This is a genomic window from Paraburkholderia sediminicola, assembly GCF_046030555.1.
Taxonomy (GTDB): domain Bacteria; phylum Pseudomonadota; class Gammaproteobacteria; order Burkholderiales; family Burkholderiaceae; genus Paraburkholderia; species Paraburkholderia sediminicola_E.
The window spans coordinates 14,103-39,753 of sequence record NZ_JAQQCH010000012.1; the positions used below are offsets into that span (position 1 = coordinate 14,103).

At 60.5% G+C, this 25,651-nt stretch carries 22 protein-coding genes; 12 read left to right on the plus strand and 10 right to left on the minus strand.

The window, feature by feature from the left end; all coding sequences use genetic code 11:
* Positions 1-14 precede the first annotated feature (14 nt).
* From aqpZ to PQQ52_RS18130, 5 genes are all read right to left on the minus strand, one after another.
* Positions 15-761 carry an aquaporin Z gene (gene aqpZ / locus PQQ52_RS18110; protein ID WP_408213969.1) on the minus strand — a complete coding sequence of 249 codons (747 nt, stop codon included), beginning with the start codon at positions 759-761 and terminating at the stop codon, positions 15-17.
* 243 nt (positions 762-1,004) lie between these two features.
* A complete protein-coding gene (locus PQQ52_RS18115) occupies positions 1,005-1,649 on the minus strand; it encodes a response regulator (RefSeq protein WP_408213971.1) in 645 nt (214 codons plus the stop codon).
* Between the two features lie 111 nt (positions 1,650-1,760).
* On the minus strand, positions 1,761-2,453 hold the full coding sequence (locus PQQ52_RS18120) for a response regulator (protein WP_408213974.1): 693 nt from the start codon (positions 2,451-2,453) through the stop codon (positions 1,761-1,763).
* A gap of 151 nt (positions 2,454-2,604) precedes the next feature.
* The gene (locus tag PQQ52_RS18125) at positions 2,605-3,258 is read right to left on the minus strand and encodes a response regulator (protein ID WP_408213977.1); all 654 of its coding nucleotides are present in this window, start codon (positions 3,256-3,258) and stop codon (positions 2,605-2,607) included.
* Between the two features lie 362 nt (positions 3,259-3,620).
* Positions 3,621-4,931 carry an MFS transporter gene (locus PQQ52_RS18130; protein WP_408213979.1) on the minus strand — a complete coding sequence of 437 codons (1,311 nt, stop codon included), beginning with the start codon at positions 4,929-4,931 and terminating at the stop codon, positions 3,621-3,623.
* Positions 4,932-5,029: 98 nt separating this feature from the next.
* Between PQQ52_RS18130 and PQQ52_RS18135 the strand changes: the two genes are divergently transcribed.
* The 9 genes from PQQ52_RS18135 (at position 5,030) to PQQ52_RS18175 (ending at position 13,258) form a co-directional block, all read left to right on the plus strand.
* Positions 5,030-5,917, plus strand: a complete 888-nt coding sequence (locus PQQ52_RS18135; protein ID WP_408213982.1) for a LysR family transcriptional regulator — start codon at positions 5,030-5,032, stop codon at positions 5,915-5,917.
* 490 nt (positions 5,918-6,407) lie between these two features.
* Positions 6,408-7,124 carry a c-type cytochrome gene (locus tag PQQ52_RS18140; protein WP_408213984.1) on the plus strand — a complete coding sequence of 239 codons (717 nt, stop codon included), beginning with the start codon at positions 6,408-6,410 and terminating at the stop codon, positions 7,122-7,124.
* A complete protein-coding gene (locus tag PQQ52_RS18145) occupies positions 7,121-8,521 on the plus strand; it encodes a c-type cytochrome (RefSeq protein WP_408213986.1) in 1,401 nt (466 codons plus the stop codon). The genes PQQ52_RS18140 and PQQ52_RS18145 overlap by 4 nt, the downstream gene beginning before the upstream one ends.
* A gap of 30 nt (positions 8,522-8,551) precedes the next feature.
* Positions 8,552-8,728, plus strand: a complete 177-nt coding sequence (locus tag PQQ52_RS18150; RefSeq protein WP_167378501.1) for a hypothetical protein — start codon at positions 8,552-8,554, stop codon at positions 8,726-8,728.
* Positions 8,729-8,730: 2 nt separating this feature from the next.
* The gene (locus tag PQQ52_RS18155) at positions 8,731-9,303 is read left to right on the plus strand and encodes a cupredoxin domain-containing protein (protein WP_408213989.1); all 573 of its coding nucleotides are present in this window, start codon (positions 8,731-8,733) and stop codon (positions 9,301-9,303) included.
* On the plus strand, positions 9,290-10,915 hold the full coding sequence (locus PQQ52_RS18160; RefSeq protein ID WP_408213991.1) for a b(o/a)3-type cytochrome-c oxidase subunit 1: 1,626 nt from the start codon (positions 9,290-9,292) through the stop codon (positions 10,913-10,915). Before PQQ52_RS18155 ends, PQQ52_RS18160 begins: the two co-directional genes overlap by 14 nt.
* Positions 10,912-11,721, plus strand: coding sequence for a c-type cytochrome (locus PQQ52_RS18165; RefSeq protein WP_408213994.1), 810 nt, complete (start codon positions 10,912-10,914; stop codon positions 11,719-11,721). Before PQQ52_RS18160 ends, PQQ52_RS18165 begins: the two co-directional genes overlap by 4 nt.
* Before the next feature lie 380 nt (positions 11,722-12,101).
* On the plus strand, positions 12,102-12,662 hold the full coding sequence (locus PQQ52_RS18170; protein WP_408213996.1) for a PAAR domain-containing protein: 561 nt from the start codon (positions 12,102-12,104) through the stop codon (positions 12,660-12,662).
* Between the two features lie 2 nt (positions 12,663-12,664).
* A complete protein-coding gene (locus tag PQQ52_RS18175; RefSeq protein ID WP_408213998.1) occupies positions 12,665-13,258 on the plus strand; it encodes a type VI secretion system amidase effector protein Tae4 in 594 nt (197 codons plus the stop codon).
* Between the two features lie 210 nt (positions 13,259-13,468).
* Here PQQ52_RS18175 and PQQ52_RS18180 read toward each other — a convergent pair whose 3' ends face one another.
* On the minus strand, positions 13,469-13,951 hold the full coding sequence (locus tag PQQ52_RS18180; protein ID WP_408214000.1) for a hypothetical protein: 483 nt from the start codon (positions 13,949-13,951) through the stop codon (positions 13,469-13,471).
* Positions 13,952-14,130: 179 nt separating this feature from the next.
* A complete protein-coding gene (locus tag PQQ52_RS18185) occupies positions 14,131-15,771 on the minus strand; it encodes a methyl-accepting chemotaxis protein (RefSeq protein ID WP_408214002.1) in 1,641 nt (546 codons plus the stop codon).
* Positions 15,772-16,076: 305 nt separating this feature from the next.
* Here PQQ52_RS18185 and PQQ52_RS18190 point away from each other — a divergent pair, with 305 nt between their 5' ends.
* Positions 16,077-16,877 carry a bestrophin-like domain gene (locus PQQ52_RS18190; RefSeq protein ID WP_408214005.1) on the plus strand — a complete coding sequence of 267 codons (801 nt, stop codon included), beginning with the start codon at positions 16,077-16,079 and terminating at the stop codon, positions 16,875-16,877.
* 83 nt (positions 16,878-16,960) lie between these two features.
* Here the strand turns inward: PQQ52_RS18190 and PQQ52_RS18195 are convergent, their stop codons facing one another.
* Positions 16,961-17,503, minus strand: coding sequence for a single-stranded DNA-binding protein (locus tag PQQ52_RS18195; RefSeq protein WP_408214008.1), 543 nt, complete (start codon positions 17,501-17,503; stop codon positions 16,961-16,963).
* 191 nt (positions 17,504-17,694) lie between these two features.
* Complete coding sequence (locus tag PQQ52_RS18200) at positions 17,695-18,885, minus strand: MFS transporter (protein WP_408214011.1); 1,191 nt, start codon at positions 18,883-18,885, stop codon at positions 17,695-17,697.
* Positions 18,886-19,238: 353 nt separating this feature from the next.
* Here PQQ52_RS18200 and uvrA point away from each other — a divergent pair, with 353 nt between their 5' ends.
* Positions 19,239-22,112 (plus strand): excinuclease ABC subunit UvrA, encoded by a 2,874-nt coding sequence (gene uvrA / locus PQQ52_RS18205; RefSeq protein WP_408214014.1) that lies wholly within the window; start codon positions 19,239-19,241, stop codon positions 22,110-22,112.
* 34 nt (positions 22,113-22,146) lie between these two features.
* Positions 22,147-23,232: an AI-2E family transporter gene (locus tag PQQ52_RS18210; protein WP_408214017.1), complete on the plus strand. Its 1,086-nt coding sequence runs from the start codon at positions 22,147-22,149 to the stop codon at positions 23,230-23,232.
* Between the two features lie 49 nt (positions 23,233-23,281).
* On the opposite strand, the gene PQQ52_RS18215 is transcribed toward PQQ52_RS18210, so the two are convergent.
* Positions 23,282-25,450 carry a TonB-dependent siderophore receptor gene (locus PQQ52_RS18215; RefSeq protein ID WP_408214020.1) on the minus strand — a complete coding sequence of 723 codons (2,169 nt, stop codon included), beginning with the start codon at positions 25,448-25,450 and terminating at the stop codon, positions 23,282-23,284.
* Positions 25,451-25,651 lie beyond the last annotated feature (201 nt).

The window sequence follows — 25,651 nt, forward strand, 5'->3', positions numbered from 1 at the left end:
GGCAGAGGGGGCGCTCACGCGACTTCGCTCTGTTTGTGAGCCAGCGACGCAGCCTGCCTGCCACACTTGCCCCGGAGAAATGAAAACAGCGCACCGGCGGCGACGCCGCCCAGCAACGGCGCCGCCCAGAACAGCCAGAGCTGGTCGAGTGCCCAGTCGCCGACGAACAACGCCTGACCGGTAGAGCGCGCAGGATTGATCGAACCGTTAGTAACCGGAATCGACACCATGTAGACGATCATCAGACACGCGCCGGCGACCACCGGTGCGATCGGCCTCAACTTTCGCCGACAAGCCACCATCAGACTCGCCATGACGAACGCGAACGACAGCGCAAGCTCGATAACCAGCGCAGAATGAAGTTGATAGTCGGCTGGGGAGTGATCGCCGAAACCGTTCGCCGCGAATTCGCTCGCGGTCAGTTCGAAGCCGGGGCGGCCGCTCGCCACGTAAGCGAGCATCGCCGCGGCTGCGATGGCCCCAAGCATCTGAGCAGCAATGTAGGGCAGCAGATCCCGAACCGGGAAACGTTGCGCGACCGTGAAGCCGATTGTGACTGCCGGGTTGAAGTGCGCGCCGGAGATGGCGCCGAATGCATAGCTCGCGGTGACGAGCGCGAGACCGAACGCGAGTGACACCTCGAGCACGCCGTAGCCCTGCTGGACCGCACCGGTGTTCAATACAATGCTGCCGCAGCCGATAAACACGACCCAGGCCGTCCCGACTCCCTCGACCAATAACCGCTTGCCTAACGCTACCATTCCGCCTCCCAGTTTTTGTGCGAATGGCAGATGGCGCAGCACTCCAGCCGTTAAACATCTGCCTGAATTTTCCAGGCTCGTTACCGCGCCGCCTGGTGAAATGATTGCTTTCACCAGGCGGGCATGGGAAATCGAGCCTCAGCTAATTCAGAACTATGAAACGGCAACGTCGCTCAACCAATCAGAAGACTCCTAAAGTCTTAGGAATCGTCGCAGGTCGAGGGCAGTTCTCTCACACGACTGTCAGGCCAGCCCTATTTGTCTCGCATAGTCGATGAGGTCGTTCTCTGTCTCGAGACCGAGCTTGCGCATCGCGCTACGCTTCTGTGTACTGATGGTCTTGCCGCTGCGCTGCAGACGTGTCGCGATTTCGTGGACTGCCAGACCTTGCACATAAAGCTGGAAGACCTCCCATTCGCGCGCGCTCAGCACGCCTGCACGCGGCTGCGGCGGCGTGTCGGACGCGTCTATCGCGACGCGCGCCTGATCCGATAGATAAACACGACCGCTAACGGCTGCCTCGATCGCTTCGAGCAATGCCGTGGCGGTATCGCGTTTGTCGACGATTCCGGACACGCCTAGGTGCAACAACCCAGAAAGCATGTGCGCATGGCAGATCATCGTCAGCACGACGACGCAGGGATGCGGCCGCGCCCTGAACAGGCGGCGCAGGAAAGACACGACGTTGCTGGCACCGTCAATGCCCGGCATGCCGATATCCGACACGACGACGTCGCACGCATGGCTGTCGAGCAATTCGGCCAGCGTTTGGGTATCGTGTGCCTCGCCGACTATATCGATGTGGGGCGCCGCCAGTAGCAGGCGCATCACACCAACACGAACGCAATCGTGATCGTCGGCCACGATGACGCGGATCTTTTGTGTCATTTTTTGTTGTCTTATCGACTGGCACTCCCTGCACGCGATGTGCATCCCCGGGAGGTGCCAAGTGCATCTTCTGTTCGCCACGCCACCGGACCGGCGTGACGTCTCGTCGGCTTAGCGCCGGTTTTTCAGGCAATCTTCAGAGATAACGCCATGCTCGACGGCGAAGCGGAACAGTTCCGCATCGCTGTGCAAGGCGAGCTTGCGCATCGCGGTACATTTCTGGGCGCTAATTGTCTTGACACTGCGCCCGAAGCGCGTGGCGATCTCCGTTACGCCGAGCCCGGAAGCGTATTGCGCGAACACCTCCAGTTCGCGGCGCGACAACATTTGCCGGACGAAATCGAGCCGCTGCGCGACCGTTGCGTCGGCAATCAGCGATCGCACCGCTGGCCCGAGATAGCACTCACGAGCCAGCGCCGTGACGACTGCCACGTGAATCAGATCGATCCGGTCGCGTTTGCTAATCAGCCCATCGACACCGAGTGCGATGACCTTTCTCAGCGCGGCAGCTTCGGTTTCCATGGTGAGTACAACCAGTGCGACATCCGGATAGCGCACCTTGAACTGCCTGACGGCTTCCGGTCCATCGACGCAGAAGCCTCCGGGCATGTAAAGGTCCATGAGAACGAGGTCGCACGGAATACGATCAACTTCCTTGAAAAGTTCTATGGCGTCGGCAGCGCGGCCGACGATTTGCATGTTCGGATAGCCCACCATCAGATTTTCGATCGCCAACAGAACCAGTGGATGATCGTCCGCGATGATGGTTCGAACAGGTGTGCTTAAGTCAGCGTTGTCGTTCATTGTCTATTTCTCCCCCGTACCTAGATTCCCTGTCGCTCTCTCCGTAGCAACTGGCCGTCCCGCGATCATTAAACATATTTCGGAGAATAGAAATAAGATCGCTCTGAAATGACTCAATGAACCTGTCGGGGTAATTGATTAGCGATGCGATTTAACTTTCATAAACTCCATGTGCACGGACATAAGCGAAGAGACCGGGATCATTAGTGACGCCGAGTTTAGCCATTGCCTCACGTTTTTGACGGCTGACGGTTCGGCGATGACATCCGAGCGCTACCGCGATCTCGGAGATCGAATGACCACGCACGGACATTCTTATCACTTCCGCCTGTCTGCGGGACACACACAAACCTGGCGACAGATCGCATGCTTCGTCCTGGGGCCGGGCGAGCGCTTCGATGATAGAGCGACCGACGTACACTTCGCCCTTACCGCCCGCTTCGACCGCTTGCCAGAGCTCGTCCATTGTTTCAATTTTGCTGAGCAAGCTGACCATGCCATCTGACACCATGACACGCAGAATCGCGGTGTTCGTCAGAGCGGTCATCACGACGATGCGCAACAATGGCCAGCCGGATCGGATTCGCCTGACAAGGTCCAGGCCGTCCTCAACCGCGCCGGATTCCTCCGGCATCGTGAGGTCAGTGACGAGCACGTCGCATGGCATGCTCTGTAACAGTTTGATCAATGAAGTAGGCGTGGCTGCTTCGCCGACAATGGTGACGCCGGCATGCATCTCCAGCGCGGCTCGAACGCCAAGCAGAACGAAAGGATGATCGTCTGCCAGAATGACTCGAAGGTTCACTATGATTTATCTCGGTTTCTGTAGGTGTATTCGGCGAACGCGCAGGGGAAATTCCACTCGCGTCACACTTTCTTTGACGGCCTTCTGGCATGGGGCGAGGCGCCAAGAGCAGCAATAAAACCACCACTACACCTAGGCGAAAATCGGAGCGTTCCGAAACCCGCCGATAATTTGATAGTCCGTCGTGTAACTATCAAATATAAATACATATTTATACGAATCGAGTACGCGAAGATTCGTCTCTCGATGTTTATTTCCGGCTGAAAAACAATGAGGCGACAAGAGCGCGCTCCGCCGCTCCCGTCGCATGGAAAACAACGAACGGGACCCGTAGCATCTCGCCGTCGGTCACCATCACCCCATCACGTGGCATCGCACGCGCGCGCCACTACCCGCTTGCTAACGTGAACCGCCTGCGGAAATACGGGTAATGCGATCAATGCGCACACACTCGCCACCACCCACACCATTGGCCACGAACCCACCGACAACAACGGCGGAATCGCGAGTGGCGTCAGGAATAGCGAGAGGAAGACGCAGGTGTTGCCGATCGCCAGTGCGGTACCTGCACGGCTCGTCCCTGCGAGCGTCGCGAGTTCCGTGAAGGCAACACCGTGCCATGCGGACGCGCTGATGCCGCCCAGCACGATCATCAGCGCGAACACTGCCGTCATCGCCGCGCGGTGCGCGCCGGCCAGTCCCGTCACCAGGGCGAGCGACACGAATAGCACTGCGGTCAGCACACTGCAGGCGCGCATGTAAGCGCGTCGATTACCGCGCCGGTCGGTCCATGCGCCGCTCCAGACCCGCGCAATCGCAGCCCCCGTTTGCACGGCCGCCATCGTCACACTGATTGTGAGCACACCCGCCCGACTGAAATCGTGGAGAAAGACGGTCCCGAACGTCACGACAGCAAGCTGCGGCACGCACAATGCTCCGGCGCCGAGCGCCACACGCCAAATGCCGATATCGCGCAACGGCGAAACCTTCGCCGGCACTGTAGTCGCGGCGTTGTGAACCGTGCCCGCATCATTCCCTTCGGCATGCGAAGGTTCGTGCAGCCACCACCATGCGAACGCCGCCGTAGTCGCGCACGCAAGGGCCAGCACGGTGTACGCGCTGGCAAAGCCGAATTTCGAGGCGAGCACCGGCAAGATCAGCGCTCCCAGGCCACCGCCTGCCGGCACAGCGGTCTGCCGAATGCTCATCGCAAGACCGCGCTCGCCTTCGCGAAACCAGGCCATCACCGCGCGACCACTCGAACCGTTGACACTACCGCCGAGCAGGCCAACCAGCAGCAAGCCAAGCGCGAGCGTCGCCATGCCCGGCACATGCGCGCCGGACGGCACCACGAATAATGCCAGGCCTGCTAGCGCCGCGGCAGTCGAAAGGAGTCCGAGCAGCAGCACGCGGCGATCTCCCCAACGGTCGGTCAGAAGTCCCCATGGCAACTCGCTCACCGCAATGCCCAAACCGAGCATGCCGAGCACCAGCCCCAACCCGTCGTTCCCGAGGTGATAACCCGAGCGCAAAAAAACGGCCGTGGTCGGAATCCCTGAGAAAGCGGCCGAAAAACTCGCATTCGCCGCAAAACCAACTCCCAGCACCTTCCATCGATGACTCGCTGCCCGTGCACCCGATACCCGCCCGGCAGCAACCGATTCGTTTCCCATGACAGCCTCCACAATGAATGAATTGGAGGTATCCTACGGCTGGGCTAACCATCGGAAAAGCCGGAAATTCAGATGACATCCATCGGATATACCGAATCATGAGTCAACGCGGATTTGACCTGACACAGTTGCGCACCTTCCTCGCCGTCGCCGAATCGGGCAGCGTCTCGGCCGGCGCGGAGCGCGTTTTCCTGTCACAGTCGTCGGTGAGCGAGCAATTGAAAAAGCTCGAGGAGCGCGCGGGCCAGCCGCTCTTCGTGCGCAGCAGGCAGGGCGTAGCCGCCACGCCGGCCGGTAGCCGCCTGCTCGATCACGCGCGGCGCATCATCGCAATGAGCGAGGCGGCGTTCGAGGACCTGCAAGGCCGCTCGCTCGACGGCGAACTGCGCATCGCCATCACGGACTATTACCGTCCGCTCGACATCGCGCGCATTCTCAAAACGTTCTCGGAACAGCACCCGCGCCTGAAACTGCACGTCACCGTGCTGCCGAGCGCCGTGATCGACAGCAGCGCGGGCGACGATGCCTCATACGACATCGGCCTCTCGCTACGTCTCGTCACTGCGAACACGCGCTCAACCAGCCGGCGCGCCGGGGCGCAAAGCACGGTGGTGCGTCGCGAGAAATTGCTGTGGGTCTGCGCGGCCGATGCCAGTCCGCGGCCAGCCACCCCTTATCCGCTGGTATTGCTGCCATCGAGTTGCCAGTTGCAGCGTTTCGTCGTAAAGCTCCTCGACGAACACAAGGTGCCCTATCTGGTGTCGCATTCGGCCTCCGGAGTGGCCGGACTGCAATTGGCGTTGCGGGCCGGGCTGGGCATTTCCTGCCTGAACGAATCGTCGATCGGCGGCGGCGTGGTGGCCTGTCCGTCGAGCGTCGGGTTGCCCGCACTGCCTGCGGTCGAGTTTCATCTGCTGCCGGGGCGAATCGGTGAAAGCGAACGCGTGAGTAATGCACGCATGGCGTTAATGAGTCTCTTCAGTTGACGCACTCTACGTCGATGCTCGCGTTGCGACGCACAAATCCCGACAGAAATATAGCGCAGTGCATCATTCGCATTCGATAATGCAGCCCGCATTGAAACCAGACGCAGAATAAATATTGAAGGCGCTCTAATCGGCGCCTATGCTGATCAGGTGCGTCACCGATTGGCTATCAATTTTTATTGACGCATCGAATGAATTCCTGCAACCTGCTATACGTCTACCAGACGCATCAAGCGTTATTACAGCAGCCCGAAAGCCGCCATCGGCGCACTCAGGCAGATCATTGTTTTATGGAGCAATTGCATCGCTGTATCGATAGAACACTGCGCCTCCTTAATAAGTCTGTTTCGATTTGCCACCCCATGCAGTCGTTATAAAAGAAGAATTAGCAGGCTTGTCATGCATCGCTCATCGAATCCGGAAGTGAATTCGCGAGCGAATGCGTGAGAAATAAAAAGCAAAGATAACTGTTCCCCCGGCGAGGCTTGGCGTGCATCGTAGAACTATCGGATTTTCGATCCTGTTGGCGTTTTACGTCGTGTGGAGCGGCGTGGCATTCGCAGCCACTGACGCTTCAGGCGCGATGCCCTCGGCCATGGACGAGCGCGTGCGCGCCTGTACGTCGTGTCACGGCGTGCAGGGTCAAGGCCTGAACAACGACTACTTCCCGCGTATCGCCGGCAAACCGGCCGACTACCTGTTCAATCAGCTGACCGCCTTTCGTGACGGCGGCCGCACCTATCCGCCGATGGGCTATCTGCTCGCCTTTCTGCCCGACGACTATCTGCGCAAGATCAGCCAGTACTTCGCTGATCTGCAGCCGCCCTACCCCAATGCCGACCACGCCGAAGTCGCACCCGCAGTGCTCGCAGCCGGACAACGGCTCGTCACACAAGGCGACCCGGCACGCAAGATACCGGCGTGCATCGCATGTCATGGCGCTCGCATGACGGGGACGCAACCGGGTATTCCGGGCCTGCTCGGCCTGCATGCGAGCTACATCGCCGGACAGATGGGCACGTGGCGTTCGGGCACACGTCACGCGCTTGCACCGGACTGCATGCATTCGATCGCCGTCAAGCTAACCGACAAGGACATTACTGCGGTATCGAGCTGGCTCGCGCGCCAGCCGCGCCCTGCCGATCCGCGGCCCGCGCCGGCGTCCGCGAGGCCACTGCCTCTCGCATGCGGGAGCCAACCGCAATGAAACCGACCCTCCGCTCGATCCGCCCTGTTTTGTATGCCGTGGCGAAACGCCGTTGCGCCGCTGCGTCGCTCGTCTCTGGCTTGCTGATTGCCGGCCTGATCGTCGCCGGCAGCGCCGCGCATTCCGGCTCACCACACGCGTTACTGATCGCTGAAGCAGCCGCCGCTGAAGCCGCGCCTGCTGCAACGACGACGACGCCAACAACGACCGCAACGGCAACGGGCGACAAAGCCGACACCCGCCCCGACATCGTCAAACGCGGCGAGTATCTGGCGCGCGCAGGCGACTGCGTCGCCTGCCATACCGCGCCGCGCGGCAAGCTGTTCGCCGGCGGCCTCGCAATGGACACGCCGTTCGGCACGCTGTATTCGCCGAACATCACGCCGGACGCGCAATACGGCATCGGCACATGGAGCGAGGAAGCGTTCTTCAAGATGATGCGCACCGGCCGCACGCCGGACGGCACCTTGCTTTACCCCGCGATGCCGATCGCCCAGTACACCAAGGTCACACGTGAAGATTCGAATGCGATCTTTGCTTATCTGAAATCCGTAGCGCCGGTCCGCGAACCCAACCACAAGCACACGCTGCGCTTCCCGTTCAACCAGCGCAAGCTGCTGTACGGCTGGCGCACGCTGTACTTCCGTGAAGGCGAGTTCCAGCCGGATCCGACCAAATCGGTCGAATGGAATCGCGGCGCCTATCTGGTCGATGGGCTCGGGCACTGCACGATGTGCCACACCAAGATCAACATGCTCGGTGGCTCATCGCAAAGCGAGCAGTTCGCCGGTGGTCTGATTCCGGTGCAGAACTGGTACGCGCCGTCGCTGACGTCCGACAAGGACGGCGGTCTCGGCGATTGGAGCATCAAGGACATCGTCGACCTGCTGCAGGCGGGCATTTCCGATCGCGGCGCCGTGTACGGGCCGATGGCCGAAGTCACCTATCACAGCCTTCAGTACATGACGGAAGACGAAGTCAAGGCGATGGCGGTCTATCTCAAGACGTTGCCGGATAACCGCGGCCGCAAATCGGGACCGTCCGCGCCGACCAACACCAACGTGTTCGCGCTCGGTGAAAAGATCTACGCCGACAAGTGCGCGCTATGCCACGGTGCGAAAGGCGAAGGCCAGTTGCAGCACTACCCGCCGCTCGCGCGTAACCAGTCGATCGAAATGGACTCCGCGGTCAACCCGATCCGCATCGTGCTCAATGGCGGCTTCCCGCCCGGCACCATGCGCAATCCCGAGCCGTACGGCATGCCGCCCTTCGGCCAGGAGTTGAACGACACCGATGCCGCCGCCGTCGTCACGTATATCCGCACTGCGTGGGGCAACCACGGCAAACCGGTGACGTCCCGCGAGGTCAACGAGTTGCGCAAGGCGCCGCTGCATTGAACTTGAACCGCCGCACTGGAGAATCTCGAGATGGAAGCGAACGATACCCGCAGCGCGGCCCCTCCTACGGATGAAGAAGTGGAACGCGTCGTCGCAGCCGGTCCGCATGGCGCGATCGCCGTGGCCGGCGTCGCCACGCTGATCGTCATGGCGATCTGGTTCGGCTTCTACTTCCTTGTCTTTCTGCCGCGCGGCGTCATCCACTGACTATGTCGACTGATTCCAATCACCAACCGGGCAGCGGCCACGAAGTCGCCTTACGCGCCGAGCGCCGCTGGGCGATTTTCGCCACGGCGCTGATCGTTCTGATGCTCGCCGTCATCGTGTTCTCGGGACTGCATTGGGCAATGATGCCGCCGTCGCGGGTCGAGACGATCGATCCTTCGCGCCTGCAACTGTCCGGCGAATTCGTCGAAGACAACCTCGGCAGTGCCGTGGAGCCGGATGGCTCGGTGGTCGTGCGTTTCATTGCGCAGCAGTATTCGTTCACGCCGCAATGTCTGCTGGTGCCCGCCGACACGCCGATCACGATCCGCACCACCAGTGCCGATGTCGTGCACGGCCTGCTCGTGACCGACACCAACATCAACACGATGGTCGTGCCCGGTTATGTCTCCACGCTGAATACGCGTTTCGATAAAGCCGGCGATCACACCATGCCGTGTCACGAGTTCTGCGGCTTCGGCCACCAGACCATGTGGGCACACGTCAAGGTAGTCGACAAAGCCACGTTCTTCGAGCAAGCCCGACAATCACGGAGACTCAGCTGTGTTTCACGCTAAGCGACTCGTTCTCGCGCATTTCTGGCTGGCCTTCATCGCGTTTCTGGTCGCGCTGCTGCTCGGCGCGTGGCAGATGCTGATACGCAGCCCACTGGTACCGTGGGTCGGCGACCCCGAGCTCTACTATCGATCGGTGACCGCGCATGGCTCGGTAATGGCTTACGTGCTGCCCACCCTGGTGTCGATGGGCTTCGGCTACGCGATCGTCGAACTCGCGCTCGCGCAGCGGCTCGTCGGTCTCAAATGGGCGTGGGCCGCATTCATCATGCTGGCGGTCGGCGCAGTGATGGCAATGGTCCCGGTCGCGCTCGGCAAGGCCTCCGTGCTCTACACCTTTTATCCGCCGATGATCGGCAGTCCCTTCTATTACCTCGGTGTGGTGCTGGTGGTGGTCGGCTCGTGGATCTGGGTCGCGCTGATGCACGTGAATCTGCGCGCCTGGCGGCGCGCCAACCCTGGCAAGCCCATACCGCTCGCGATGTTCGCCAACGTGGCAGGCGCGTATCTGTGGGCCTGGACCGCGATCGGCGCCGCGCTCGAAATCCTGTTCCAGATCTTGCCCGTTGCCTTCGGCCTAACCAACACGATCGATGCCGGTCTTTCCCGCATCCTGTTCTCCTGGACGCTGCATGCGATCGTCTATTTCTGGCTGATCCCGGCTTACATCGCGTACTACACGCTCGTGCCGCGTGCGATCGGCGGCCGGCTCTACAGCGATTCGATGGCGCGCGTGTCGTTCATTCTGTTCCTCGTGTTCGCGATGCCGATCGGCATTCACCACCTGTTCGCCGATCCGCAGGTCGGCTCGGGCTTCAAGTTCCTGCATGCGGTGTTCACCGGCATGGTGTCGGTGCCGACGCTGCTGACGGTGTTCACCATCTGCGCGTCGGTGGAAATCGCGGGCAGGTTGCGCGGCGGCAAGGGCGCGTTCGGCTGGCTCACCGCGCTGCCATGGCAGAACCCGATGATGCTGGTGATCGCGTTTTCGTTCGTGATGCTGGGTCTTGGCGGTGCGGGCGGCCTGATCAACATGAGCTACCAGTTGAACTCGACGGTACACAACACGCAGTGGGTGACCGGGCATTTTCATCTGATTTTCGGCGGTGCGATCGTCATCATGTACTTCGCGATCGCGTACGAACTGTGGCCGCAACTGACCGGCCGCGCGATCGCGTCGGTCAAGCTGGTGAGGACGCAACTGTGGCTGTGGTTCATCGGCATGATGGTGACGACGCTGCCGTGGCATTACGTCGGCTTGCTCGGTGCGCCGCGCCGCATGGCGTATTACGACTACAACATGCCGGGGATGGAATCGCAGGCGTTCTGGGTTGGGATGTCGGCGGTGGGTGGATTGATCCTGGTGGTGTCCGGCGTGCTGTTCATTTACATCCTCGCGAAGTCGCAATTCGGGCCGCAGGTACAGCAACAGACTTTCCGCTTCGCGAGCGCGGTGCAACCAGTGGAACACGTGCCTGCCGCGCTCAACAGTTTCGGCTTGTGGGTGGCGTTGATGATCGGGCTGACGGTCGTCAACTACAGTGTGCCGATCGTTCAGTTGCTCAGATTGCCGCAGACGTCGGTGCCGGCAGTTGTCGTCGGAGCGCAGCGATGAGTCAGGAACGCGTCTTCAGCCTGCGCAACCCGTGGTTCACGGTGAGCCTCGCCGGCACGATTGCGATTGCCGTCGTGTCGATACTGATCGGCTTCATCTGGTTGCCATCGGCCAATAGCGGATTCAGCGAACGTGGCTTATGGGCGACGATTTGCAGCGCCGCGGGCGCGCCGTCGAGCTGGTACGGCGGCGCCAATATTGCCGGCCCGGCGCCGAGCGAGGTCGTGGTTCTGCCGCCTTTACGGCGAGTGCGCGGCGATGCGAATTCGATTGGCCGCGGCGCGACGATCGCGACGCAGAATTGCTCGATGTGTCATGGCGTGCTGGGCACGGTGCAGGTGACGGCGCCTGCATTGGCCGGGCAGTATGCCGACGTGGTCTACAAAGAATTGCGCGACTATCAGAATGGCGTGCGGCAGAACGCAGTGATGCAGCCGATTATCGCGGCTCGCAGCGATCAGGATCTGCATGATCTGGCGGCTTACTATGCTTCGCTGTCTCGCGCGCCGGCTGCCGAGGTTTTGCCTACAGGCGTGGGACCGGATGCGAATGCGGTGAAGCTTGCGATGCAGGGCGATCCGCAGCGGAATATTGCGCCTTGTGCTGCCTGTCATGGGCAGTTGGATCGCAAGGGCGCGGCGCCCTGGCTTGGTGGGCAGTCTTCCATTTATCTCGCTGCGCAGATGCGGGCGTTTGCTTCCGGTGCGCGGCATAACGATATTAATGAGCAGATGCGAAATGTGGCCCGGCAGATGACTTCGGCGGAAATTGATAGCGTGGCTAAGTATTACGCGGCTATGCAGTAACCGTTTGAGCTTGGTTTGGCCTTCGCGGTGCTCGATGCGGCGCGCAAGGTCGGCTTGGTTGGAAGATTCGCCGCCGCGCATCGCGACATCGTTGATGACCTGAAATGACGTCTTACAAGGCCCGCACTCAGCGGGCCATTTTTTTGCCCAACTTCTTACGCACGTTCGGATATCCCTGACGCATTCTCAGATGCGTCCAATACCACTCCCGAGCAAAAAAAGCCAGGCTCCACAGATAAGTTTTTTAACCCTGTAGGAGACTGGTCCATGGAAAATATCGCTGTCGGCAAGACAATTCATCTGTTCGCCACAATCGGTTCACTGACAAGATATCGCCGTTATCGGGGTGATGACGCGCTCGCAAGATGGGAGCACAACGCATGATGCGTCTTGTTCTCTGTGCGGGTGACCAACCCGAAACTGGCGGTTATATCGAGCCCATGGCGGTCGGTGTGCCGAGTTCGATCATGGGTCATCCCGTCGCATTTATCGGTGGCGCAGCATTTTGCAATGCGTGCAGTAGTGTTGGCGTGATCGCCAAAGCAGGTGGTCCGAGGCGAAGAAAACACTGTGGCACTGAGATCGCGCTCGAGGGTGACATTCTGCTTTGCAAGTGTCCCACGCCGCCGCGCATGGTGGCCGCCACGCAAAGCATATCGCGACACAATGACATGGCCGAGTCCATGGGTACGGTGACTTCGAGCAGGACCTCGAACGGCGAGGTTTCGTCTGTTGCCAAGGACGCTTACGACGAACAGATTGAAGCAAAGCAAGGCAGGCTGTTCGAAGGTTATCCCTACTTCATCGAAACCGAGGATGGTCGGGTGTTTTCGGGACGGCTTGATTCCGGTCGTCTCCTTCCGCGTGTCTATACCGAAGCCTCTGCGAAGTACATTGTATTTTGGGGCGACCACGCCCTTGCGAAACAGCAAGGAAACTGACAATGCCGAACAAACCGACTGTGGTTCAAACCAACTCGACACCCGGCTCCATCAAGGTAGTGGAACTGAAGGTGCTGACGTTTCAGGAACTGTGGGATAACTATCCATCTGGTGACCCATACGATGATCCGACTGGACAATACAAAAACCAGTGCGCGATTCGCATGAGCGTCGCATTCCATCGTGTCGGTATCGCGATGCTATCTTTCTCCCAAAAACTGGTGAAGCCAGCTCCACGCAGGAAAGACGTTGGTCGCCTCTTGCTTGACGGCAAACCGACGGCAACCCGCGCCTATGAGCTGGCCGAATGGATGCAATTGCGACCAATCGCAGGGCTCCAGAAAGCAGAGAATGTCACCGGTCCAGATTGGGTGAGTAAGGTCGAAGGGCGTACCGGCATCTTGTTCTTTTACGGATACTGGCACCAGGACGGCGATCCGACGGATGATCTCAATGGTGGACACATCGACCTGTGGAATGGTGAGAAACTGACAGGAATCGGTACAGGCCTTCGTGTCCATTGGAATATTGTGATTTCCGGCATCTGGTCGGATTTTCGAAAGTCCAAGACCATTCTGTTTTTCCCGATTCGGTGAACGTCATGAGACTGTTAGCGGGATTCCTTGTAGGAATAGTCACATCCAGTCTCGTTTGTTGGGGCGGCCTTATTCTTTGGGGAACAGTTGTTTTGCGCGGGAATGGTAGTCTTTTCGACACCAATCCGACAATCGCTAACGCTTTCTTTATATGCTGGGGAGTTCTTGCCGTGATTTGTGGACTAGCGGGCGCGCTGTATAGTCAGAAGGCTAACGAACGGTGGCGCGGCTAGGCTGCACGTCAGAGTGACGAGAGAAAGCGAAACCTACGCGCCATTCATTGAGCGCGCCGAACTGCGACCTGGTGGCGAAATTTTTCTCCGCACCGAGGATGCGCAGCGGTTCGTTGTTGCCTGTCAGAGCGCCGGAATGGCAGTCTTTGGCATCGAGGCGGCACGCATTGATGCCAATCAGGTAGTGCCATATATCGATGCCATCGCCGATTATTCTCCGAGGTCCGCTATGCCTTGGGAGGCATATCAAGAGCGATGTAATCGGCTTGCCCTGGATTTTCTGCGGGAAGCGGTTGAGCAAAAAGACGAGGACGCGCACTTTTGCTTCGAAGTCATGGATCGTGCGGAATACGCCGATTGCTTGAAACGAATTACTTCCACCTCTTAGAGGCGTGACAACAAAGGCGCGAACTGCTCGCGCCTTTTTAGTTGCTGCGACGCGGCGGCCGCTAGTGTGCAACGCCAGAGGCCTGTGCGCCCGCTTCCGCTCGCGACACGACTTTTGTGCGCACCGGTTTAGGTCGCGCTATATCCGCCGGTTTCGCGTTCAGCTTGTCATCTGATTTCTTCCGCACTGCCTCAAACAGAAGACTCGCGGCACGCTTCGCGGTGATGCGACTATGAGGCACGTCCTTCGCATCAAGCCGCTACAAACTCACCCGCATTAACCTTCCGCGGCGCAGCTGCAGCCCCACCTCGCCGACCGGCAAAAGAAGAAACCCCGTCCCCCGTCTGAAACACAGCCACCGCCGAAGTCAACCGGCGAGCCTGCTCCTCAAGCGAACTAGCCGCCGCAGCAGCCTGCTCCACCAGCGCAGCATTCTGCTGCGTCACCTCGTCCATCTGTGCAACAGCCAGATTCACCTGGTCGATCCCGGTGCTCTGCTCAATCGCCGCCGCCGCGATCTCACTCATAATCGAACTCACGCGGGAAATCGCCTCGACGATCTCGGTCATCGTCGAACCCGAGCGTTCGACCAGTTGCGAGCCCGCCTGCACCCGCGCCGTCGAGGCGTCGATCAAGCCCTTGATCTCCTTGGCCGCCGCCGCGCTTCGCTGTGCCAACGACCGCACTTCACTCGCCACCACCGCAAAGCCACGACCCTGCTCGCCCGCGCGCGCCGCTTCGACCGCAGCATTGAGCGCCAGAATATTGGTCTGGAAAGCAATCCCTTCAATCACGCCGACAATGTCGGCAATCCGCCGCGAGTCGTCGACGATGCCATGCATCGTGCCCACCACCTGCTCCGTCAGATCGCCGCCCTGCGCAGCCAGGCTCGATGCGCCCTGCGCCAGCGAGCTCGCCTGCTTCGCGTTGTCCGCCGTCTGCTTGACCGTCGAGGTCAACTCTTCGATGCTGGCTGCCGTTTCTTCAAGCGATGCGGCCTGTTCCTCGGTACGTTGCGACAGATCGGTATTGCCCGCCGCGATTTCGCTCACGCCCGTATCGATGGATTCTGTACCGTGACGCACGGCGTTCACCGTCTCGATCAACGAGTTCTGCATCTTGCGCAACGCTTCAGCCAGGCGGCCCATTTCGTTATTGCTCGTCACGTCGATCTTGCTAGTCAGATCACCATTGGCTATCCGCTGAAACTGCGCAATGGTCGCGTCGACCGGATTGACAATTGCCCGCACCATGACCGCCCGCCCGATCAAGGAGCCCAGCAGCGACAGCGCCATGCCGATCGCCACCGCAACGCAGATCGCGTAGAACAGATCCTGCGCATCCTGATAACGCTGGGCACCGTGATCGAGTTGCAATTGCTCGAGCGTGAGCATGGCCTTTTCGTACGCGCTGTAGAGCGAGGGCAGCTTGTGCGCCTGCAACTGTTCGAATGCAGTCTTGTCGCCGGACTTGAGCGCAGCCAGTGCCGGATCAATGCCCTCGTGCAGGAAGGTGTCGCGCTTGTCCTGCATGTCCTTGATCAGGCGCTGTTCGTCGGCATCCGCGCTCGCGCGGCTCACATAGTGGGCAAGGCGATCGTTCGATGACTTCTGGTACTGATCAAAGCGCTTGAGCACGGCGTTCGCGCCGTCCTGATCGTTCAGGTCGACCAACGATGCGTAGGTCGCCAGAGCCAGACGCAGACGCAGCAGTTGTCCGGCACTGCCTTCGAGGTCGGCGACTGCGGGCGTATCCACGGTGTACATCTGCTGCAGGGACGCGTTGCTCGAGCGCAACGACAGCAGTCCGGCGGCGGCGCCGAACAGCAGCACGGCGCCGAAGAACATGATCATCAGGGTAAGGCTGGTTCGAATCGACAGATTTTTCAGCATCGGGCTTGTCTCCATTGGGCTGCCTGACCGACTGTTCAGAAAAATTAGTCTCGGCCACGCGTGCTGCGCCCAAGCCCATCGGCCAGGTCCGCAACTCTTGTTTAAAAATTAAGCGAACGCCACACAGATGGTCTACGGCGGGATTACAGAAAACTTTATGGTTGATGGCGCATACGTTCGCGATACATCAACATACGAGCGGAAGTCAGCGGCCGCTCGCGAAGGTGCATTTGCGGGACTACCCGGGTGGTCGGCGGGAAGCGGTTGGTAGAAAGTGACGAAGCACGCGTCTCCGGAGCATTTCTATGTCAGAAATCGGCTCGGCTCTGCTGGTTTTCGCTTTATTGCTTGTCGGCACCGGCTTGGGCGTATGGGCGCGACCGTTGCTGCCTGAGGAGCACAAGGCGCACGAAACCGTGCAACTCATCCAGCTGGTTATCGGCATGCTCGTGACCTTTGCCGCTTTAGTGCTCGGGTTGATGACAGCATCCGCGAAATCCAGTTTCGATACCGAGTCGAACGATTTGCGTGCCTTTGCGGCCGACCTGATCGAGTTCGACACGACCTTGCGAGAATACGGCGGCGATACCAATGAGGCCCGGCACCTGCTGCGCGTGTACACGGCGGCGGCGATTGCATCGACATGGCCTGGCGAATCCGCTCCAGCCGGTGATTATCCGAGAGACATCGGACCGCAGGACAACTCTCAGAAACTGGAGAACGTGCGGCTCGGCGATATGCTGACCGCGGTGGGCAGGCAGTTGCGGCAATTGCAGGCACACGATCCGTTACAACAGCGCGCGCTCGATGACGCATTAACGCAGTATCGGCGGGCTGTGGATGCTCGATGGAAAATCATCGAGGAAGCGCACAGTTCGATTTCCCAGCCGTTCTTCATGACGCTGACGTTCTGGCTGTGCGTGATTTTTCTCAGCTTTGGATTGATCGCACCGCGCAACGCGTTAGCCTTGGTCACTATTTCGCTTGGGGCAGTATCGATTGCTTCTGCGATCTATGTGATCGTCGACCTGGACACGCCGTTTACGGGGCCGATTGTCGTTTCCAGTTTGCCGATGAGAGATGCGCTGGCGCACCTCAGCCGGTGATGGTTTTTGCCTTGGGGCGCCGAAGGCAAAAAAAACCCCGCTCGAAAGCGGGGTTCTGGGTACTAACTCGGCGATAGCCGGGGTTAGAACGGAATATCGTCGTCCATCTCATCGAAGCCACCGCCGGCCGGCGCGCTCGGACGGCTCGAACCACCACCGCCGCCACCGCTGCCGCCACGCGAAGCGCCGCCGCCAGAAACCGCACGGCCGCCGCCACCACCGCCGCCGCCGCTACGCTCCGACGGTTCGCCACGGCTGTAACCGCCTTCATCGCCACCGCCCATCGCGCCGCCACGGCCACCCAGCATTTGCATCTGCTCGGCGACAATTTCGGTCGAGTAACGGTCGGTGCCGTCCTGAGCCTGCCACTTGCGGGTGCGGATGCGCCCTTCCAGGTACACCGACGAGCCCTTCTTCAGATATTCCGACACGATTTCCGCAAGCCGGCCGAAGAACGACACGCGGTGCCATTCGGTTGCTTCCTTCATTTCGCCGGACGTTTTGTCCTTGTACCGATCCGTCGTCGCAAGGCGGATGTTCGCCACTGCGTCGCCGCTCGGAAGATAACGGACTTCCGGATCGGCTCCGAGATTGCCGACGAGAATGACCTTGTTCACGGATGCCATGAGTTTCTCCTGTTAATTCCGTTGCGGGCGGCGCAGCAATGCACAATTTTCACGTCTCAAGCCAGCGGGCCGGAGACTGGAACTGCGCCTCAGCTCGCCGCCGGGTGAGTTCTGTCAAGAAACGCCGGCCCACCCGAAGTTTCCTTGCCCCTTCGGGGGCCTAGCGCAAAGCGCCAGGGTTGGGGGCGCTGTTACGCCTTCCTGCGCGGCGGCTGTTTCATATTTGCCGCGATTATAAGCCAGCAAAACACCAGCCCCGAGCAAGTGAAGAAGACCGCGCTCTGGCCGTCCACCTTGAGCAGCCAGCCTCCAACCACGCCGCCCAGCGCAAGACCGATGGACTGGGTGGTGTTGTACACGCCGGCCGCTGCGCCCTTGCGGGTGCCCGGCGCCAGTTTCGACACCAGCGAAGGCTGCGACGCCTCAAGAATATTGAAGCCCAGAAAGTAGACAAAGAGGATCGCCGCCACACTCAGAATCGTATGCGGTGCGACGCCCAACAACAACTGTCCGATCAGGATAAGACCGATCGCCGACAGCAGCACGATTTTCATTTTTCCGCGCTTTTCCGCGGCGATGATCGCCGGGACCATCATCACGAACGAAAGGCCCATTACCGGCAAATACACCTTCCAGTGCGACGCGACCGGCAGGCCGCCGGCTTCGAGAATGCGCGGCACGACGAGGAACAATGCGGTTTGCGTGGCGTGCAGCACGAGCACGCCAAAGTTCAGGCGCAGCAGTTCGACGTTATGCAGCACCTCGGCGAACGGCGCGCGCACGTGCACCGGCTTGGGCGCATCGGGCACGACCCACAGCACGAGGCCAACCGCCAGAATCGAGAAGATACCGACCAGCGTGAACAGGCCGCTCATGCCGACCCACTGGAACACGATCGGTGCACCGACAATCGCCACGGCGAACGAAATACCGATGCTGCCGCCCACCATCGCCATCGCCTTGGTGCGATGCTCTTCGGAGGTGAGGTCGGCGATAAACGCGATCACCGCGGACGACACCGCGCCCATCCCCTGAATCACCCGGCCCACGATGATCCACGTCATGTCGTGCGCGCCTGCCGCGACGAAGCTGCCGAGCGCGAAGATCAGGAGGCCGGTCGCAATGACCGGTTTGCGGCCGACCTTGTCGGAGATCCAGCCGTAGAAGATGTACAGCATTGACTGCGTCACGCCGTACGCGCCGAGCGCGATACCCACCAGCAGCACGTTGTCGCCGCCGGGGATGGTCTTCGCGTAGATCGAGAACACCGGCATGATCATGAAGAGACCGAGCATGCGCAACGCGAAAATAGCGGCGAGCGACATGGTCGCGCGCATTTCAGGCGCGCTCATGCGTGAGGATGTAGCGGACGGATTGGACATCGGGAGCGTTCTTTGAATGAGCGGGCGGTGCACCGCGGACGGACCTTCCCCGCAGGGCGGCCACACCCAGGCGGCTTACCACGGGACGGCTGGACGGCGGCAAGCATGCGGCGCGGCATTCGGGCCGGCGGCGTTGCTGCACGCTCGCCTCACGCCTTGCGGCGCCTTGTACTCGCGGAAAACGGCCCCAGTTAGGCCTCTTCCCCACGGCGCAGGACCGCTGCCTTACAGCTTGCCTTGACGCCCGTTCAGGCTGTCAGGAAGCCGTAACGGCGGTCTTGAAAAGTCGTTATAGTAGCAGGTTTAGCCCCTTCCTCTTTCCGCCAGCTAATGGCCAGGTGATGGAATAACGCGTGGAACAAATTCGTATCCGTGGGGCTCGCACCCACAACCTGAAGAACGTCAATCTCGACCTCCCACGTCACAAGCTCGTCGTGATTACGGGCCTGTCCGGCTCGGGTAAATCGTCGCTGGCGTTCGACACGCTCTACGCGGAAGGACAGCGGCGCTACGTCGAAAGTCTTTCCGCTTACGCCCGCCAATTCCTGCAATTGATGGAGAAGCCGGACGTCGATCTGATTGAAGGTCTGTCGCCGGCCATCTCGATCGAACAGAAAGCGACCTCGCACAATCCGCGTTCCACCGTCGGCACCGTCACCGAAATTCACGATTATCTGCGGCTGCTGTTCGCACGGGTCGGCACGCCGTACTGTCCGGATCACGAAATTCCGCTGGAAGCGCAAAGCGTCTCGCAGATGGTCGACGCGGCGCTCGCATTGCCGGAAGAGACCCGGCTGATGATCCTCGCGCCGGTGGTGGCGAACCGCAAAGGCGAGCACGTCGAGCTGTTCGAGGAAATGCAGGCACAGGGCTTTATCCGTTTCCGGGTGCGCTCGGGCGGCGGCACGGCCAACGAAGGCGTCGCGAAGATCTACGACGTCGACTCGCTGCCGAAGCTCAAGAAAAACGACAAGCACACGATCGACGTCGTCGTCGACCGGCTGAAAGTGCGCCCCGATATGAAGCAGCGCCTCGCCGAATCGTTCGAAACGGCACTGCGTCTCGCCGACGGCCGCGCGATCGCGCTGGAAATGGATACCGACAAGGAGAAGCTGTTCAGCTCGAAGTTCGCCTGCCCGATCTGCTCGTATTCGCTGCAGGAACTCGAGCCGCGCCTCTTCTCGTTCAACAACCCGATGGGTGCATGCCCGGAGTGCGACGGCCTCGGCCAGATCACCTTCTTCGATCCGAAGCGGGTGGTCGCGCATCCGTCGCTGTCGCTGGCGGCCGGCGCGGTGAAGGGCTGGGACCGGCGTAACCAGTTCTACTTCCAGATGCTGCAAAGTCTCGCGGCGTTCTACGAGTTCGACATCGACACCGCCGTCGAAGACCTGCCGGAGAAAATCCGCAAGATTCTGCTGTTCGGTTCGGGCAAGCAGGAAATTCCGTTCTCGTACATCAACGAACGTGGCCGCACTTCCGTGCGCGAGCATGTATTCGAAGGGATCATTCCGAATCTGGAGCGGCGTTACCGCGAGACCGACTCGGTCGCGGTGCGCGAAGAACTCGCCAAGTATCAGAACAACCAGTCCTGCCCTGCCTGCGCCGGCACACGGTTGCGTCGGGAAGCCCGTTTCGTGCGGATCGGCTCGAACAGCGACGCGCGCGGCATCTTCGAAATCAGCGGCTGGCCGTTGCGCGACGCACTCGGCTATTTCCAGACGCTGCGGCTCGAAGGCTCGAAGCGCGAGATCGCAGACAAGGTCGTCAAGGAAATCGTCGCGCGCCTGATGTTCCTGAATAACGTCGGCCTCGACTACCTGTCGCTCGAACGCAGCGCGGAAACGCTGTCGGGCGGCGAGGCGCAGCGGATTCGCCTCGCCTCGCAGATCGGTTCCGGCCTGACCGGCGTGATGTACGTGCTGGACGAGCCATCAATCGGTCTGCATCAGCGCGACAACGACCGGCTGATCGGCACGCTCAAGCATCTGCGCGACCTGGGCAACTCGGTGATCGTCGTCGAACACGACGAAGACATGATCCGCATGGCCGACTACGTGGTCGACATGGGTCCTGGCGCGGGCGAGCACGGTGGCATGGTGATCGCCGAAGGCACGCCCAAGCAGGTCGAGGAGAACGCGGCGTCGATGACCGGGCAGTACATGTCCGGCGCCCGCAACATCGAATTCCCGGACGAGCGCAAGGCGCCGGACGAACGCCGCCTGCGCATCGTCGAGGCGTACGGCAACAATCTGCAGCACGTCTCGCTCGATTTGCCGGTCGGCCTGCTGACCTGCGTGACCGGCGTGTCCGGTTCGGGCAAGTCCACGCTGATCAACGACACGCTATACCATGCGGTCGCGCATCACCTGTATGGCTCGTCCGCTGAGCCGGCGCCGTACGAATCAATCGAAGGTCTGGAGCACTTCGACAAGGTCATCAACGTCGACCAGTCGCCGATCGGCCGCACGCCGCGCTCGAATCCGGCTACGTACACGGGGCTGTTCACGCCGATCCGCGAACTGTTCGCGGGCGTGCCTGCGTCGAAAGAACGTGGCTACGAAGCGGGCCGCTTCTCGTTCAACGTGAAGGGCGGCCGCTGCGAATCCTGCCAGGGCGACGGCGTGCTCAAGGTGGAGATGCACTTTTTGCCGGACGTCTACGTTCCCTGCGACGTCTGCCACGGTAAGCGCTACAACCGCGAAACGCTGGACGTCCAATACAAAGGCAAGAACATCAGCGAAGTGCTCGACATGACGGTGGAGAACGCCTACGAGTTCTTCAAGCCGGTGCCGGTCGTCGCCCGCAAGCTGAAAACCTTGCTGGACGTGGGTCTGGGCTATATCCGGCTGGGCCAGTCGGCCACCACCCTGTCGGGCGGCGAGGCGCAGCGCGTCAAACTATCTTTGGAACTGAGCAAGCGCGATACGGGTCGCACTCTATACATCCTGGACGAGCCGACCACCGGTCTGCACTTTCACGACATCGCATTGCTGCTGGAAGTCATTCATCGTTTGCGAGACCAGGGTAATACCGTCGTGATCATTGAGCATAATCTCGATGTAATAAAGACTGCCGACTGGGTGATCGATCTCGGCCCCGAAGGCGGAGCCGGCGGCGGTCAGATCGTCGCGCAAGGCACGCCGGAGCAGGTTGCCAAGTCGAAGGCAAGTTTTACCGGTAAGTATCTGGCGCCTCTGCTGAAACGCATTGCCAGCAAAAAGTAACGCTGCACAACACGGGTTGGAGACGGAATAAGCCATGGCCAAGCGGAATCAGGCGCGCGACGACGGGCAAGTGCAGGACCTACGCCCACGCCCGGTCAGGCTGACTAGCGACATGAGCCTGCCGAGACTGTCGGCGGTCGAAATCGGCAGTTACGTGATGATGCTGTTCGGAATGTGGGCGGTCATCGAACTGAAGCTGCTCGGCGCCTTGCTGGCCGGGCTGCTCGTGTTTCAACTCGTACACACCATCGCGCCGCGCATCGAACGGCACATGTCGAGTCAGCGCGCGCGCTGGCTTGCGGTGGTGATTCTCTCGGTCGTGATAGTCGGCGCGCTGACGGGGCTGACGCTCGGCATCATCGAACATTTCGAGAACGACGTGCCGAGCGTGCAGAAGCTGCTCGACCAGGCAATGCAGCTGATCGACCAGGCGCGCGGCCGGATTCCGCAATTCGTCGCGAACTATCTGCCGGTCGATACCGAGCAGATGAAGGCGAAGGCGGCCGAACTGATGCAGACGCACGCGAACATGCTGCAGCAAAGCGGCAAGACCGCGGCGCGCGGCTTCACGCACATCCTGATCGGCATGATCATCGGCGCGATCATCGCGGTCGGGGCGCAGAAGCATATGCAACGGCTGCCGCTGTCCACTGCGTTCGTCACGCGCGTGACCCGTTTCGCCGACGCCTTCCGCCGCATCGTATTCGCCCAGGTCAAGATCTCCGCGATCAATGCGGTCTTTACCGGCATTTTCCTGCTGGTGATCCTGCCGATTTTTCACGACACGCTGCCCCTTTCCAAAACGCTGGTGCTGGTGACGTTCATCGTCGGCTTGCTGCCAGTGATCGGCAATCTGATCTCGAACACGATCATCGTCGCGGTGGCGCTCTCGGTGAGCTTCCCGGCGGCGATCATGTCGTTGGTATTCCTGATCCTGATTCACAAGCTGGAGTACTTCCTGAACGCGCGCATCGTCGGTGGTCAGATCGAGGCACGCGCCTGGGAATTGCTGATCGCGATGCTCGTGATGGAAGCCGCGTTCGGCATCCCCGGCGTGGTCGCAGCGCCGATCTTCTATGCGTACATCAAGCGGGAATTGATTTATTTGCGGCTGGTGTAGCGGGTAGCGAACGAAAAAAAACGGCACTCAGGTGCCGCTTTTTTTATCCTCAGAAGTCGATGCGCGCGTTCAACGAGAGCGTGCGCGGATCGCCCGGCGTCACGTAGTCCGCGTACTGATACTCCCAGTAACGGCGATTGAGCAGGTTGTCGATCGCCGCGCGGAATGTCACGTCGTAACCGCCCATGCGCGTAGCGTAACTCGCACCGAGGTTGACCAGCATGTAGCCCGGCGCGTTGATATTGGCCGTGGGGCGCACGTTGGTATTGCCCGTGAACTTCGCGTCGGCGCCGATCCGCAACCCAGGCACATACTGCACCGAGTACGTTGCATGGCCCGCCACGACGAACTGCGGCGCACCGGCCACGCGATTACCGTTGTTGGCCGCGCCCTTCTCGTATTGGGTGTTGATCCACATGAGGTCGCCGCCGACATTCCAGCTCGCGCCCAAACGGACGTCGCCGCCAAGCTCCACACCCTGAAAGATCGACTCGCCGTCCTGCGTGAAGACGTTCGCACTGTTTGCATACGCCGAGCCGCGTTCGATCCGGAACAGCGCGGCCGTCGCGCTCCAGCGCGCATGCTCGCTCTTGATCCCCACTTCGTACTGCTTGCTGCGCAAGGGCTTGAGCAATTCGCCACGGTTCACGTACGTGTCGCCCACCACCGTGCCGGCTTCCAGCGATTCGACGTAACTGGTGTACAGCGTGGTGGTCGGCGCCAGCTTGAACATCAGCGCGACGGTCGGCGTCACGACGCCGTTCTGGCTGTACGTCGACGTGGTCGCGCCGGCGGTCGAGTAGCCATGCTGTTCGTAGTTCGTGTAACGCACGCCGCCAAGTACCGACCAGCGTTGCGTCAGCTGGATCGTATCGCTCGCGAACAAGGCCTCTTGCGTGATGTCGCTGTCGCGATAGGTGGTGTAGTTGGACGCACCGTCGAAGGTATTGGTGTTCGGCAGGTAGAGGTTGCCCGTGCCGATCTGACCGAAGAAACTGTTCGCGCCGTAGTCGTTCGTTTGACGTTGATAAGCCGCGCCGAACACGATCTGATGCTCGAACGGTCCGGTTTTGACGTTGCCTTGCGCCGACATCTGCCACAAGCTCAGCTGGTGCCCTTCCTTGCCGGCGAAACGGCTATCCGTGTAATCGCCGGCGCCGTTTTGCAGGTAATACGTACTCTCGTTGCGATCGCGCGAGCTTTTGCTGTAGCTGTAGTTTGCGTTGAGCGTCCAGTCCTGACCGAGGTTGTATTGCACACCTGCGGTGTAGAGCTGAACATTCGTGTTCAGATGCTGGTCGGGACCGGAGAGGTCGCCCGTCCCACCGCTGAAGGTGCGCGGAAGGCTCGTGCCGGTGTATTGCGCCGTCGAGATCGCCCCGGTGATGCCGCTCGAATGGCGTTCCTGATACAGCGCGCCGAAGGTCGCCTCGAGGTCGCGGGTGATGCGGGCGTCGAGCGCCAGCGACACTGCATCGCGCCGCACATTGCCTTCGTTGTAGGTCTTGCCTTCTTCGTGCGTCGCATTCAGGCGATAGCCGAACATGCCGTCCGGGCCGACGCGCCCGCCAAGATCCGCGTGCTCCGTCCACACACCGTCGGTCTGATAGCCAATGTCGACGCTGCGCACCGGCGTGGTCGACACCGGCGGTTTTTTCGTCGCGTAGTTGACCACGCCGCCCGGCGCGCCGAAGCCATACATGAAGCCGGTCAGTCCCTTCAGCAGCTCCACTTTTTCGAGCTGCTCGTACGGCATCGTGATGCCATAGCTGTTGAAGGGCATGCCGTCGATCTTGAAGCCCGACTGCCAGTCAAGCTGCATGCCGCGCACCGTGACGTAGGTCGCCCATGCGTTGTAGGCGTTGCCGTTGTCGGATACGGAGGCGTCCGTGGCGAACACGGCGCCGAGTTTGGACGGCTGACGATCCTGCAATTCTTCACTGGTGACCACGGTGGTGGAGAACGGCGTGTCGAGTTGCGAGCGCGCGCCGAGTGCCCCGCTGCTGACGTCTTCATTCAGATGTTGCTCCGTGTCTTGCGCCGCCGTGACCTTGACCGTCGGCAGCGCGTTGTCGCTTGCGTCCGGCGCCGTCTGTGTCGTGGACGCCTGTTGCGCCCAAACCCCGTGACTTGCCGCAAATGCCAGACACGCCGCCATGTGCAATGGCCGCACCGACAGCCTTTTCTCCGGCTGTTTTACCCCGTTCTTTACGCTCATCGCTGATCTCGACTTTTTCTAGAACCCATCAAATGAGAATAATTCCCATTCAAACAGGACGCGATGATGCCGAAAATTTATGCTAATTGTAAGCTTTAAGGTGCGACATTTTGCCGCACATCTCACCCCTTCCGTGGTTCAAAGCCATACCAGATAGGGATCCGCTGGGTGCGTACAGACGGGTTGCCTCAGCGGCACCGC